General features: G+C 70.9%; 14 protein-coding genes and 2 tRNA genes. 14 read left to right on the plus strand and 2 right to left on the minus strand.

Going from position 1 to position 13688, the window contains the following annotated elements; genetic code table 11:
- Positions 1 to 19 precede the first annotated feature (19 nt).
- The 4 genes from NV263_RS06025 (at position 20) to NV263_RS06040 (ending at position 3621) form a co-directional block, all read left to right on the plus strand.
- Positions 20 to 673 carry a YdcF family protein gene (locus NV263_RS06025; RefSeq protein WP_263251561.1) on the plus strand — a complete coding sequence of 218 codons (654 nt, stop codon included), beginning with the start codon at positions 20 to 22 and terminating at the stop codon, positions 671 to 673.
- 71 nt (positions 674 to 744) lie between these two features.
- A complete protein-coding gene (locus tag NV263_RS06030; protein ID WP_263251562.1) occupies positions 745 to 2040 on the plus strand; it encodes a deoxyguanosinetriphosphate triphosphohydrolase in 1296 nt (431 codons plus the stop codon).
- Between the two features lie 207 nt (positions 2041 to 2247).
- Complete coding sequence (locus tag NV263_RS06035) at positions 2248 to 2433, plus strand: hypothetical protein (RefSeq protein ID WP_263251563.1); 186 nt, start codon at positions 2248 to 2250, stop codon at positions 2431 to 2433.
- A 93-nt stretch (positions 2434 to 2526) separates the two neighbouring features.
- Entirely contained in the window at positions 2527 to 3621 is a 1095-nt protein-coding gene (locus tag NV263_RS06040) for a serpin family protein (RefSeq protein ID WP_263251564.1), read from the plus strand.
- 109 nt (positions 3622 to 3730) lie between these two features.
- Here the strand turns inward: NV263_RS06040 and NV263_RS06045 are convergent, their stop codons facing one another.
- Positions 3731 to 4645: a sigma-70 family RNA polymerase sigma factor gene (locus NV263_RS06045; protein ID WP_380759098.1), complete on the minus strand. Its 915-nt coding sequence runs from the start codon at positions 4643 to 4645 to the stop codon at positions 3731 to 3733.
- A 56-nt stretch (positions 4646 to 4701) separates the two neighbouring features.
- Between NV263_RS06045 and dnaG the strand changes: the two genes are divergently transcribed.
- From dnaG to NV263_RS06095, 10 genes are all read left to right on the plus strand, one after another.
- Complete coding sequence (gene dnaG, locus NV263_RS06050; RefSeq protein WP_263251566.1) at positions 4702 to 6594, plus strand: DNA primase; 1893 nt, start codon at positions 4702 to 4704, stop codon at positions 6592 to 6594.
- Positions 6591 to 7130: a hypothetical protein gene (locus NV263_RS06055; protein WP_263251567.1), complete on the plus strand. Its 540-nt coding sequence runs from the start codon at positions 6591 to 6593 to the stop codon at positions 7128 to 7130. Before dnaG ends, NV263_RS06055 begins: the two co-directional genes overlap by 4 nt.
- A 62-nt stretch (positions 7131 to 7192) precedes the next feature.
- Entirely contained in the window at positions 7193 to 7951 is a 759-nt protein-coding gene (locus NV263_RS06060; RefSeq protein ID WP_263251568.1) for a trans-aconitate 2-methyltransferase, read from the plus strand.
- A gap of 115 nt (positions 7952 to 8066) precedes the next feature.
- Positions 8067 to 8139: transfer RNA gene (locus tag NV263_RS06065), tRNA-Asn, on the plus strand.
- A 679-nt stretch (positions 8140 to 8818) separates the two neighbouring features.
- On the plus strand, positions 8819 to 9400 hold the full coding sequence (locus tag NV263_RS06070; protein WP_263254081.1) for an ATP-dependent Clp protease proteolytic subunit: 582 nt from the start codon (positions 8819 to 8821) through the stop codon (positions 9398 to 9400).
- Positions 9401 to 9444: 44 nt separating this feature from the next.
- Complete coding sequence (locus NV263_RS06075) at positions 9445 to 10068, plus strand: ATP-dependent Clp protease proteolytic subunit (protein ID WP_263251569.1); 624 nt, start codon at positions 9445 to 9447, stop codon at positions 10066 to 10068.
- A 377-nt stretch (positions 10069 to 10445) separates the two neighbouring features.
- A complete protein-coding gene (gene argG, locus NV263_RS06080; RefSeq protein WP_263251570.1) occupies positions 10446 to 11864 on the plus strand; it encodes an argininosuccinate synthase in 1419 nt (472 codons plus the stop codon).
- A 93-nt stretch (positions 11865 to 11957) separates the two neighbouring features.
- Positions 11958 to 12413: a carboxymuconolactone decarboxylase family protein gene (locus NV263_RS06085; protein ID WP_263251571.1), complete on the plus strand. Its 456-nt coding sequence runs from the start codon at positions 11958 to 11960 to the stop codon at positions 12411 to 12413.
- 569 nt (positions 12414 to 12982) lie between these two features.
- Positions 12983 to 13189 carry a hypothetical protein gene (locus tag NV263_RS06090; protein WP_263251572.1) on the plus strand — a complete coding sequence of 69 codons (207 nt, stop codon included), beginning with the start codon at positions 12983 to 12985 and terminating at the stop codon, positions 13187 to 13189.
- 127 nt (positions 13190 to 13316) lie between these two features.
- Positions 13317 to 13391: transfer RNA gene (locus tag NV263_RS06095), tRNA-Ile, on the plus strand.
- Here NV263_RS06095 and NV263_RS06100 read toward each other — a convergent pair.
- Positions 13360 to 13635 carry a hypothetical protein gene (locus NV263_RS06100; protein WP_263251573.1) on the minus strand — a complete coding sequence of 92 codons (276 nt, stop codon included), beginning with the start codon at positions 13633 to 13635 and terminating at the stop codon, positions 13360 to 13362. The two genes, NV263_RS06095 and NV263_RS06100, sit on opposite strands and share 32 nt — an antisense overlap.
- Positions 13636 to 13688: the final 53 nt, after the last annotated feature.

Raw genomic sequence — 13688 nt, forward strand, 5'->3', positions numbered from 1 at the left:
GATCTGCGACGATGCCGGGGTGAGTGCTTATCGAGCCGTCCACCCTTCGCGGTCCGGGCGCGTGCTGCGCCGGACCCTGGCCGGTGTTCTGCTGGTCGCGCTGCTCGTGGTCGGCGGCACCGCCTTCCGGGTGTGGCAGGTCGCCCGCGCCGACGGCCGTCGACCGGTCGACATCGTCGTGGTCCTCGGTGCGGCGCAGTACCACGGCACGCCTTCCGCCGTTCTCGAAGCCCGCTTGGAGCACGCGCTGAACCTGTACCGGCAGGGCATGACCGAGTACGTGGTCACGGTCGGCGGCAGGCAGACCGGCGACGCCTACACCGAAGCCCAGGCGGGCCGGAAATGGCTGGTCAGGCAGGGTGTCCCCAACGAGAAGGTGATCGACGTCGACACCGGTAGCGACACGTTGGGCAGCATGCGGGCGGTCGCGCACATGGCGCAGCAGCGCGGTTGGCGCAGCGCCCTGATCGTCAGCGACCCCTGGCACTCGCTGCGGGCCCGCACGATGGCCAACGACTCCGGCCTCGCGTCCTGGTCGTCGCCCACCCGGTCCGGTCCGATGGTGCAGACCCGCGAGACCCAGTTCCAGTACATCGTCCGGGAGACCGGAGCCCTGCTCTACTACCACCTCACGCACGCGCCCGCGGAGATCAAGGGCGACGGGCTCGGCTGAGCGGCTGTCGTCGGACACCGGCTCTCGGTGAATCGGGCGGTTCGTCGGGGTCGCGCCGTAACCTGGTCGCGATGAGATCAGCCGATCCGCCACCCGGCTACGACGAGCACGATCTCGCGCGGCTGCTCCCCGAACCGCCGAAGCTCGCCGTGCCCGCCGGGTCGCACTCCGACGACCGGTCCCCGTTCGCCCGGGACCGCGCACGGGTGCTGCACTCCGCGGCGCTGCGCCGGTTGGCGGGCAAGACGCAGGTGGTGGGCCCCGAGGAAGGGGACGTGCCGCGCACCCGGCTGACGCACTCGCTGGAGGTCGCGCAGATCGGCCGGGGCATCGCCGACGCGCTGGGAGCCGATCCGGACGTGGTGGACACGGCGGGGCTCGCGCACGACATCGGGCACCCGCCGTTCGGGCACAACGGGGAGCACGCGCTCAACGACCTCGCCGATGGCTGCGGTGGTTTCGAGGGCAACGCGCAGACGCTGCGCATCCTGACCCGGCTCGAACCGAAGCTCGCCGATCCCGACGACACCGGTCGCGGGCTGAACCTGACGCGCGCCTGCCTGGACGCGACGGCGAAGTACCCGTGGCCGAAGCGCGCCGGGGACCCCAAGTTCGGGGTCTACGACGAGGACGTCGCCGTGTTCGGCTGGATGCGCGAGGGCGCGCCGCCCGGTCGGCGCTGCCTGGAGGCGCAGATCATGGACTGGGCCGACGACGTCGCGTACTCGGTGCACGACGTGGAGGACGGGGTGCACTCGGGCCGCATCGACCTGCGCTCGCTGACCAGCCGCGAGGAGCGCGCCGAGATCGTCCGGATGGCGGCCAAGCACTTCTGGCCCGACGGTGCGCGCGACGCGGCGGGGCTGCTCGAACACGCCGGTGCCGAACTGGTCCGGCTGCCCGCCGTGGCCGCGGTGCTCGACTACGACGGGACGTTCCGCGCGCAGGTGGCGCTCAAGCAGCTCACCAGCGAACTGGTCGGGCGCTTCGTGGCCGCCGCCGTCTCCGGAACGGTGCGGCACGCCGGGGCCGGACGCCTCACCCGGTACCGGGCGGACCTGGTCGTGCCCGAACCGGTGCGTGCCGAGGTCGCGGTGCTCAAGGCGGTCGCGCTGCGGTACGTGATGAGCGATCCGCAGCGGCTCCGGATGCAGCAGCGGCAGCGGGAACTGCTCTCCGAACTGGTGCGGGCGTTGGCGGACCGAGCCCCGGACTCACTCGATCCGGCGATGGCCGTGTCGTGGTCCCGCGCGGCCGACGACGCCGGGCGGATGCGCGTCGTGCTGGACCAGGCGGCCTCCCTGACGGACGGTCAGGCGCTCGCATGGCATCGCAGGCATGTACGGAGCGGAACCAAAAGGGTGTGACATACGTCCGAAAGGGAGGAGTTGATCTGGCTTTTCTCGCAGAATGTTTACCCAGAGTGTTGGCCATCGGGCCGGCACCCGAGCCGGATCGTCCTCGCTCCGCGAGCGGGACCGCCCCGGAACCAGGTCCCAGGACGACCCGCGGCTCGCATCCCCCGAAGTCGTCGCGGCGCGGTCCCCGCGATCGCCGTGCCGCAAGGAGTACCGATGCCCAACCGGCACTACATCCAGAAGCTCGTCGTCGGCGGCGAACCGTACGTCAACTCCGACAACCTGGCCGACTGGGTGCGGGCCCTGCGCTGGCAGGACCCGGCCGCGGAGCGCGCCGCCCAGTACATCGCGCAGGAACTGCGCCTGATGGGGCTGTCGGACATCGAGGAATCGCTGCGCTGACGCGCGTCGAGGAAGAGGGCTCCTGCGGTGGCCCCGGGCTGGCAGACTCGATTGCAGCCCGGGTGACCGCCGATCAGAACGGAGTCCGCGGACGTGACCGAACACCTCGACTTCAGCCTGTCCCTGCACCGCGCCCTCGCACCCGCCCCGAACCGGTCGTTCTGCTGGTCGCCGTACTCGGTGGCCAGTGCGCTCGGGCTGGCCGCGAGCGCGGTCGGCGGTGACACGCGCGCGGAACTGCTCTCGGCCCTGCGCGCCGAGCTGCCCGGTGTGCTGGAGGTGCTGGACTCGGCCGCCGAGCTCGACGACGCCGGGCGGGCCGAGCAGCCGGTCCTCGCCGTCGCCAACACCCTGTGGGCGCACGAGGAACTCCCCGTCCACGAGTCCTACCTGCGCGCCCTTGAGCGGTGGCCGGGCAACGCCCTGCGCAACGCGCCGTTCCGGACCGACCCGGAGAAGGCCCGCCGGCTGATCAACTCCGACGTGGCCGACACGACCCGGGAGCTGATCCCCGAACTGCTCCCGCCGGGCGCGGTCGATCCGGACACGGTCGCCGCCCTCGTCAACGCCCTGTACCTGAAGACGTCCTGGCAGGAGGCGTTCGACACCAAGGCCACCACCGCCCGCCCCTTCCACGCCCCCGACGGCGACCGGGACGTGCCGACCATGCACGTCACCCGGCGCCTCGGCCACGCCGCGACCGACGGCTGGCAGGCCGTCGCGCTGCCCGCGGCGGGCGGCGTCGAAGCGGTCGTGCTGCTGCCCGACGAACCGCTGGAGAGCGCCGAACCCGCGCTCGACGCCGCGCGGCTGGGCCGGGTGCTCGACGCGCTCGGGCAGCAGCGGGTCGAACTCCTGCTGCCGCGGTTCGAGGTCGGCGGGGACGCCGAACTCCGCTCGTCGCTCGGTGCCCTCGGGGTGCGCGCCCTGTTCACCCCGGACGCCGACTTCTCCCCGCTCACCGACCGGCCGCTGCGGGTGTCGACGATGGTCCACCAGTCGGTGCTCAAGGTCGACGAGGCCGGTCTGGAGGGAGCGGCCGCCACCGCGGCGATGATGCGCCTGACCGCGATCGTGCGGGAGCCGGAGCCGATCCGGGTCCAGGTCGACCGGCCGTTCCTGTTCCTGGTCCGGCACCGCGAGACGGGTGCGCTGTACTTCCTGGCACGGGTGGCGGACCCGAGCTGACGGGCCCGGGGAGTCGACCCGGATCGGCTGCTCGTGGTGCCTCGACTTCGCAGCGCGGCGAGAGCCCGGACGTCAACGGCTGCGGAAGATCGACGGTCACCGCGTGGCATCACTCGACGGCGCGGTTCTCGGTCAGGTGCGCGAGCTTGTCGGGATTGGCGATGTCGTAGAGGGCGGCGATCCGGCCGTCCACGACCGAGATCGTGAGAACGTGGGCGTCCATGCCGAGCTCCGGGGCGCCCGGGTGGAAAAGACCGAGGTCGCCGTTGACGAGCACCGGCCGCGCGTCGGTGAGCAGGGCGCCGTACTTGCGCAGCAGACCGGCCGCGAAGCGGGAGATCTTGTCCCCGCCGACCACCGGCCGCCGGGAGGTGCGCCCCTTGCCGCCGCCGTCGCCGTAGAGCACGGCGTCCGGGTGCAGGACGCGGGCGATCGCGGCGACGTCCCCCGAAGCCAGGGCGGCCACCAGCTCCTCCAGTGCGCGCTGCTGCTCCGGCAGCGGCGCGCGCGGCGGCGGCTCGGCGTCGGCCATCGCGCGGCGCGCCCGCGAGGCGTGCTGGCGCGCGGTCGCGACACCGCAGCCCAACACCTCGGCGATCTCGGCGAAGGGCACGTCGAAGCCGTCGTGCAGCACGAACGCCACGCGCTGGTCCGGGGACAGCAGGTGCAGCACGCGCATCGCGGCGATCCGCAGGTCGTCGTGACCGGTGACGATCTCGGCGGGGTCGGCCTCCGCGGGGTCGACGACCGGTTCCGGCAGCCACGGGCCGACGTACTGCTCGCGCCGCACCGCGGCCGACCGCATCCGGTCCAGGCACAACCGGCTGACCACCGTCGTCAGCCAGGCGCCCAGGTCCCGGATCTGCGCGCGGTCGGTGCCGGACAGGCGCAGCCACGCCTCCTGCACGGCGTCCTCGGCGTCGGCGAGGCTGCCGGTCAGCCGGTAGCCGATGCCGACGAGACGGGCGCGGTGCAGGTCGAACTCAGCGGCGAGCGCGGTGCTGTCGGCGGACACGCGGGCGATTCTGCACCAACGGGGACCTGCGTCGGTGGCGATCATCGAACCCCTAGACTGGGACCGTGGCGGGAAGGATCCGGGAAAGCGACATCGCGGAGGTGCGCGACCGCATCCGGATCGACGATGTGGTAGGCGAATACGTCGCGCTGCGCAACGCCGGGGGCGGCGCGCAGAAGGGGCTGTGCCCGTTCCACGACGAGAAGACCCCGTCGTTCAACGTGCGGCCCAGCCACGGCACGTTCCACTGCTTCGGGTGCGGCGAGGGCGGCGACGTCATCGCGTTCCTGATGAAGATCGAGCACATCGGCTTCGTCGAGTCCGTCGAACGGCTCGCCGACCGCGCCGGCCTCCAGCTGACCTACGAGGGCGGGCGCCCGGGACCGCAGCGCGACCGCGGCACGCGGGCGCGGATGGTCGAGGCGCACCGCATCGCCGCCGAGTTCTACGCCGAGCAGCTGCGCTCGCCGGAGGCGGTGAAGGCGCGGGAGTACCTCGCCGAGCGCGGGTTCGACGAGGCGGCGGCCGACCGCTTCGGTTGCGGCTTCGCCCCGTCGGGCTGGGACAAGTTGACGAAACTGCTGCTGGGCAAGGGTTTCGAGCTCGACGAGCTGATCAAGAGCGGGCTGTCCCGGGAGGGGCGCCGCGGCCCGATCGACCGCTTCCACCGCCGGCTGCTGTGGCCGCTGAAGGACCTCGGCGGCGACGTGGTGGGCTTCGGCGCGCGCCGGTTGTTCGACGACGACCCGATCGAGGCCAAGTACGTCAACACCTCGGCCACGCCGATCTTCAACAAGTCCCAGGTGCTGTTCGGCATCGACCTGGCCAAGCGGGAGATCGCCAAGCGCCGCCAGGCGGTCGTCGTCGAGGGCTACACCGACGTGATGGCGATGCACCTCGCGGGCGTGCCGACCGCGATCGCGTCCTGCGGTACCGCGTTCGGCGACGAGCACATCTCCGTGCTGCGGCGGCTGATGATGGACGACGACGCGTTCCGCGGCGAGGTCATCTTCACCTTCGACGGCGACGAGGCCGGGCAGAAAGCCGCGTTGAAGGCGTTCGACGGGGAGCAGCAGTTCGCCGGTCAGACCTACGTGGCGATCACCCCGGACGGCATGGATCCGTGCGAACTCCGGCAGGCCAAATCGGACGCGGCCGTGCGCGACCTGGTGGCGCGGCGCCGCCCGCTGTTCGAGTTCGCGATCCGCAGCCTGCTCGGCGACTACGACCTGGACTCGGTGGACGGCCGGGTCGCCGCGCTCAAGCGCACCGTGCCGCTGGTGGCGCAGATCAAGGACCCGGCGGCGCGCGACGGCTACGCCGCCAAGCTCGCCTGGTGGGCGGGCTGGAACGACGAGAACCAGGTGGTGCGCCGGGTGCGCGAGGCGTCGGGCGCCCCGGTGAAGAACAAGCGCCGCCCGCGCCGCAACTCCGGCCAGCAGCCGCTGGGCATCGAGGTGGACCTGCCGAAGCGGCCGCCGCGGCACGACCCGCGCTGGTCGCAGCGGGAGGCGTTGAAGGCCGCGTTGCAGGTGCCCGCGCTGGCCGGGCCGCTCTACGACTCGCTGCCGGACGAGGCGTTCACCGAGCCCGCCTACGCCGAGCTGCACGGCGCGATCCTCGCAGCCGGCGGGACGACGGCCGGGCGCAGCGGTGCCGCGTTCGTCGACGCGGTGTCGCAGCAGTGCCAGAGCCAGGTGGCGCGATCGTTGCTGACCGAGCTGGCCGTGGAGCAGCTGGAGATCAAGTCGGTGGACGACCCGCGCTACGTGTCCGCGGTGATCGCCCGGCTGCAGGAGGGGCTGGTCAGCCGCCAGATCGCGGACATCAAGTCGAAGGTGCAGCGGATGTCGCCGCTGGACGACGCCGAGGAGTACAACGCGCTGTTCGGCGACCTGGTCGCCCTGGAGGGCTACCGCAAGGCGCTGCTGGAGCAGGCGATGGGCGGGATGGAGTGATCTCCTGGCTGCGTCGGTTCGTCGCCCGCCTGGGCGGCACGGCCGAGCTGCCCGGCGACTTCTCCGGTGCCCTCGACACCGACGAGCACGTGTTGGCGGTCGCCCGCAGCGCCGAGGGGCCGCTGGTCGCCACCCACCTCGGGTTGTGGCTGCCGGAGGGCCGCCGCGTCGGCTGGCACCTGGTGAGCAAGGCGACGTGGGGCAGCGGTGCGTTGACACTGGTCGAGGCCGAGGAATCCGGCACGTCCGGGGACGCCGTGCTGCTGCGCGACCACGCGCCGCGCGAGCTCCGGCTCACCGAACCGGGGCGGCTCCCGGACGTGGTGCACGAGCGCGTGACGCGCTCGATCCGCACCCGGCACCACCGCGACCTCCCCGGCGGGGGAGCCTGGTTCGTGCAGCGCAAGGTGCCCGGCCGGGACGGGATCGTGCTGCAGGTGCGCGCCGACCGGGACGCCGACGAGTCCGCGGTGGCGGTGGCCGCCGCGGAGGTGGCCGACCGGCTGCGCCGCGCGAAACCGCCCGAACACGGCTGAATTCCGCTCGACAGCCCCGCACCGCAGCGATACAGTACGCGCGTACTGTTTGGAGGTGCGGCATGTGGAACCCGCGGGAGTACCTGGCCTTCAGCGCGGAGCGGGACCGGCCCGCGCACGACCTGCTCGCCCGGGTCCGCGCGGAGCGCGCTCGGCACGTCGTGGACCTCGGGTGCGGTGCCGGGAACCTGACCCCGCTGCTCGTCCAGCGGTGGCCGGAGGCCGAGGTCGAGGCGTTCGACTCGTCCCCGGAGATGGTGGCGGCCGCGCGGGCGCGCGGCGTCGACGCGCACCAGGCGGACGCCGGGGAGTGGAAGCCCCGCCCGGACACCGACGTCGTGCTGTGCAACGCCGTGCTCCAGTGGATCCCCGGCCACGTCGACCTGCTGCGCCGCTGGCTGCCCTCGATGTCCAGCGGTTCCTGGTTCGCCTTCCAGGTGCCCGGCAACTTCGACTCGCCGTCCTACACCGCGATCCGCGAGCTGGTCGCCGAACCGCGCTGGCGCGACCGCGTCGCCGGTGTGCTCCGCGCGGACTCGGTGCTGTCCCCGGTGGGCTACGCCGACGTCCTCGCCGACCTGGACGCGGAGGTCGACGCCTGGGAGACGACCTACGTCCACGTCCTCCGCGGCGAGAACCCGGTCCTGGACTGGGTCACCGGCACCGCCCTGCGCCCGGTCCGGGCCGCCCTGCCCGATGACGACTGGCACGCCTTCCGCGCCGAGCTCGCGCCCCGGCTGCGGGCCGCGTATCCCCGCCGCACCGACGGTCTGACCTGGTTCCCGTTCCGCCGCGTCTTCGTCGCCGCGCAACGCCGCTGACCTGCTCGTTCGCCGTCCTCGATCGCCAAACCGGGGGGTGCTGGGGAGCGCGCTGCGGGCATGGGTTAGAGTAGTTCACGTCAGCGCGGCACAGGGCTGACGAACAGCAGAACATTCCTCCGTAGCTCAATTGGCAGAGCATTCGGCTGTTAACCGAAGGGTTGCTGGTTCGAGTCCAGCCGGAGGAGCAGGGAGCGAAGCCCCGGGCGAGAGCCCGGGGCTTCGTCGTTGCAGGATCCGCGGTCGCGGCTCGTGACGACCGGCGCACCCGGTGGCTGAGAACTCGGGTGCGCCATCTCATCGGGGCGACCGAATGCGGAATAGCCGCCGAATTCGCGCGGAAAATGTCCGGGTGCGGAATGGGCGAGCATTTTCGCGAACGCGTCCGCTGTCGAACAACCGGCCATCGGATCGTTCGAACGCGAGGGGTCGGTCCACATGCGCTCCAGCCGCACCGGCCGCCGCCCGCCCGTGCCGGCGGGTCGGTGCGGACCGTGATCGGCAGGTCGCCGGGTGCGCAGCCGGACGGCGGGCCGACGCGCCCGGGAGCATCGCGTTCGCTGTTCGCGAAGCCGTCGATCGCGGGCCGTCTTTCCGGCTCTGCCGGGCAATTCGGGGTGTACGGTGAATCCCGGTAGCGTCCGGTGTTCAGGCGAATGATCGCGTTCGGTGTCCGGGATTGTGCCGAGAGTGAACAACAAACGCGAGCATGGGCTCGCACTGCGGACATTCGCTACGGTGGATCTTGACCAGGTGTAGCTTGCCCCAATGGACGAGGTCGGGTCCCGAGACAGGTCCATTGTGGAGAAAGAGGGAGACGTGACGCAGCACGTGACTGTTCCGGCGTCCGACGCTGGGTCGCTGTCCATGCGGACGGGGACGAACGGGCTGAATCTGACGGATTCGGTGTACGAGCGGTTGTTGCGGGAGCGCATCATCGTGCTCGGGACGCAGGTTGAGGAGACGATCGCGAACCAGATCTGTTCGCAGCTGTTGTTGTTGGCGGCGGAGGATCCGGATCGGGATATTTCGTTGTACATCAACTCGCCGGGTGGTTCGGTGACGGCGGGTATGGCGATTTACGACACGATGCAGCTGGTCAAGCCGGATGTGGCGACGGTGGCGATGGGGATGGCTGCGTCGATGGGTCAGTTCTTGTTGTCGGCGGGGGCGAAGGGGAAGCGGTTCGCGTTGCCGCATGCGCGGATCATGATGCACCAGCCCTCGGCCGGACTGGGTGGTACCGCGTCGGACATCGCGATCCAGGCGGAGATGTTCTCCAAGCACAAGCGGGAGATGGCCGAGCTGATCGCCGAGCAGACCGGCAAGTCGGTGGAGACGATCATCGCCGACTCGGACCGCGACCGGTGGTTCGACGCCGAGGAGGCCCGGGAGTACGGCTTCGTGGACCACATCGCGACCGCCGCGAACCTGCCGAGCAACGCCTGACCGCCACCTCGTCACGGACCCAGCAACGTAAGGAGTCACCCGCCGTGTCGTTCCAGCCCTTGCAGTCCCGGTACGTGTTGCCGTCGTTCGTCGAGCGCACTGCGTACGGGGTCAAGGAGTCCAACCCGTACAACAAGTTGTTCGAGGAGCGGATCGTCTTCCTGGGCGTCCAGGTCGACGACGCCTCGGCCAACGACATCATGGCGCAGCTGCTGTACCTGGAGTCCGACGACCCCGACCGCCCCATCGATCTCTACATCAACTCGCCGGGCGGTTCCTTCACGGCGCTGATGGCCATCTACGACACCATCCAGTACGTGCGCCCCGAAGTGCGCACCGTCTGCCTCGGCCAGGCCGCGTCCGCGGCGGCCGTGCTGCTGGCGGCCGGCACCCAGGGCAAGCGCGTGGCGCTGCCGAACGCCCGCATCATGATTCACCAGCCGGCCATCGAGGGCGTCTACGGCCAGGTCTCCGACCTGGAGATCCAGGCCAACGAGATCCAGCGGATGCGCGAGCTGCTGGAGACCACGCTGGCCAAGCACACCGGCCGCACTCCCGAGCAGGTCCGCGAGGACATCGACCGGGACAAGATCCTCACCGCCGAGCAGGCCGTGGAATACGGCATCATCGACGAGATCATGCCGTACCGGAAGCTCTCCACTTCCTGACTCCACCGTGGACTGACGACGGCACGAGCAGTCGGCCGGGGCTGGACCGGGGGTCCACCCCGGCCGACTGCTGCCGGGGCCGTGGCGGTCGGTCGCGCACGGCCGTCCACGAGCCGTGCCACGTCCGGGTCGCCGGACGCGCTGCGCTCGTCGACGAGCGCGCACCCCGTTCCAGAAGTCGTGCCAGCAGGACGCTCCCGCCGGTTCGTGGGAATCCACCGCGCGGTCGAGGTCGGGGACGGTTCCCATCCCGCGACCTGGTCGCGGGGCTGCTCGCGGGGCGCCACTCCTGTCCCTTCCGCCCGTGCTGTCCCGCCCCGGCCGGGTTCCGACCCCCGGATTTCATAATCATGCAGTCGGTCGCATAGTATTGCGTCATGTCCAAGGTTCTGACGAGTCTGCCGGTTGGCCAGCGGGTCGGTATCGCCTTCTCCGGGGGTCTCGACACCTCCGTCGCGGTGGCGTGGATGCGGGAGAAGGGCGCGGTGCCGTGCGCCTACACCGCCGACATCGGGCAGTACGACGAGACCGACATCGCTTCCATCCCGGGCCGGGCCGCGGACTACGGCGCCGAGGTGGCGCGGATGGTCGACTGCCGGGAGGCGCTCGTCGAGGAGGGTCTCGCCGCGCTGACCTGCGGTGCTTTCCACATCCGGTCGGCCGGCCGCACCTACTTCAACACCACCCCGCTCGGCCGCGCCGTCACCGCCACCCTGCTGGTGCGGGCGATGCTGGAGGACGACGTCGAGATCTGGGGCGACGGCTCCACGTTCAAGGGCAACGACATCGAGCGCTTCTACCGGTACGGGCTGCTCGCCAACCCCCGGCTGCGGATCTACAAGCCGTGGCTGGACACCGACTTCGTGGGCGAGCTCGGTGGCCGCAAGGAGATGTCCGAGTGGTTGCAGGCCCGCGGCCTGCCCTACCGCGACAGCGCCGAGAAGGCGTACTCCACCGACGCCAACATCTGGGGCGCCACCCACGAGGCCAAGCGGCTGGAGCACCTCGACACCGGTATCGAGATCGTCGAACCGATCATGGGCGTGCGGTTCTGGGACGAATCCGTCGAGATCGCGGCCGAGGACGTCACCGTCCGGTTCGTGAAGGGGCGGCCGGTCGCGATCAACGGCAAGGAGTTCGACTCGCCGGTCGACCTCGTGCTGGAGGCCAACGCGATCGGTGGTCGGCACGGCCTGGGCATGAGCGACCAGATCGAGAACCGGATCATCGAGGCCAAGAGCCGGGGCATCTACGAGGCGCCGGGCATGGCCCTGCTGTTCACCGCGTACGAGCGGCTGGTGAACGCGATCCACAACGAGGACACGATCGCCGCCTACCACGCGGAGGGCCGCAAGCTGGGTCGGCTGATGTACGAGGGCCGCTGGTTCGACCCGCAGGCCCTGATGCTGCGCGAGTCGTTGCAGCGCTGGGTCGGTTCGGCCGTCACGGGCGAGGTGACCCTGCGGCTCCGGCGCGGCGAGGACTACTCGATCCTGGACACGACCGGCCCGGCCTTCTCCTACCACCCGGACAAGCTGTCGATGGAGCGCACCGAGGACGCGGCCTTCGGTCCGGTCGACCGGATCGGCCAGCTGACCATGCGCAACCTGGACATCGCCGACTCCCGGGCCAAGCTGGAGTCCTACGCCCAGCTCGGCTTGATCGGCCAGGCGCCCGGCGACCTGGTCGGGGCGTTGAAGTCCGGCGGAGCCGAGGCGATCGCGTCCGTGGGCGCGCACGAGGAAGCCGAGGGCGGGGCCCTCGACCGCGCCGCCATGGAGTCCGGCACGGACTGACCTGGACCCCAGCTCGACCCACCGGCCACCGGGTTCCGACGGCCGGTGGGTCGAGTCGTTTCCGGGGCCGCTCGTACGGGGTATTCCCGCGCAATGGCACGGATGCAGCACCTGCGCCGCGACGTCGCCGACGGGCTCAAGGCGATGTACGCCCTGGAGACGTTCCTGGACGGCAGCGAGGTGCCGAAGGGGCTGCTGGACCTGCTCCGGCTGCGGGTCAGCCAGCTCAACGGCTGCTCGTACTGCGTGGACATGCACTCCCGGGACGCCAAGAAGGCGGGGGAGACCGACGAGCGGCTGTTCGCGGTCGCGGCATGGCGGGAATCGCCGCACTTCACCGACGCCGAGCGCGCCGCGCTGGGACTGGCGGAGGCGGCCACGCGCATCAGCGACAACCCGCACGGCGTGCCCGATGACGTGTGGGAGCAGGCGCGCGAGCACTTCGACGAACCGGCCCTCGGAGTGCTCACCCTGGCCATCGCGGCGATCAACGCGTGGAACCGCATCAACGTCATCAACCGCACCGTTGCCGGGGGTGGCGCGCACTGACCCCGGGCGGGACGGGCTCGACCGTGCTGGTCGGACGGCCGGGTGAGGTGCCGCCGCGGCGGCGGACGACCGGGTCGGCCGGTCTCCCCGGGCGCGCCTGCCCGGACAGCTCGACGGGCGGGCTCGGCGACCGGTGACGCTCCTCGGGGTGGACGGCCACCGCGCCTGCCCACGCCTCGACGACGCGCCGGCCGCGGACGTGCTTCGAGCGGGGCGCGACGATCCACTGCGGACCAGGTGCGGCCACTGTGCTCGTCGGGTGGGTGAAGCGGGACCTGTGCTGTGCCAAGGAGTTCGGGGCAGGAGTAAGATCGGAGCTGATCTTTTCGTTCGGCCATCACCTGTACGGGCGGCTCCGCCGGTCGTCGGCTAACGATCTCGGACCCGGCGCGATCTGAACCATGCGGTGATCGGCGACTGGTCGGGCCGGCAGCGGCGCCGGTGTTCGGATCGCGAAGTGTTCGAAACCGACTCGTGATGCGCCGGACGCAACGGGCGCCCGCTGCTCTCCGTCTCCGGAGCAGCGGTGTTTCACGAATGGAGACCGACGAAGGACGGGGGAAATCAGGATGTCCGCACCTGGAATCGGCAAGGAACCACTCTTCACGCTGCCCGACATGACCGCGGTGACCCACCTGCCGAAACCGGTCAAGGCGGTCGTCTACCTGGTGATGCTCGCGGTGCTGACGGTCGCGGGGCTCGGCGCCCTGCTGGCCACGATCGTCGTCATGGGTCAGGTCACCGGCGCGTTCGACGTGTTCAGCCTCCTCAGCTGAACCCGCCACCCCGCCCGTCGAGGCCGGCGCACGCGGTGCGTCGGCCTCTTTTCGGGCCGGGGTTGGGCCGAACGACCCAAAGGCCCTTGCAACCCCGCGTCTCGCTACGATCGCTGCGTGCCGTGGCGGGGCAGTAGCTCAGCAGGTCAGAGCAGCGGACTCATAATCCGTCAGGTCGTGGGTTCAAGTCCCACCTGCCCCACGAGGCGGCGGATGCTGCTCATCGCGGCCGCGGTTTCGCCGTGGCCCGACTTGTTGGTTGCGGGGGCCGGTCCCTCGCAGACCTCCACGGTGTGGTGGCCACCTTCCGACTGCTCCGCACTTTGAGTGCCCTTCCCGGCCTGCTCAACGACGAGCGCTCCGGTGTTGTGGTGCGTCAGTGAGGTGTTCGCGCTGTGACGCGTGTTGCCCACGAAATGCCTGCTCAAAATCGTGTGGAAAAGCACGGATCAGATCCTCTCCGCACTCCTTCCGCATTTTGTTCGCCGAACCACCCGAC

The sequence above is a fragment of the Saccharopolyspora rosea genome, from assembly GCF_025643595.1.
GTDB lineage: Bacteria > Actinomycetota > Actinomycetes > Mycobacteriales > Pseudonocardiaceae > Saccharopolyspora > Saccharopolyspora rosea.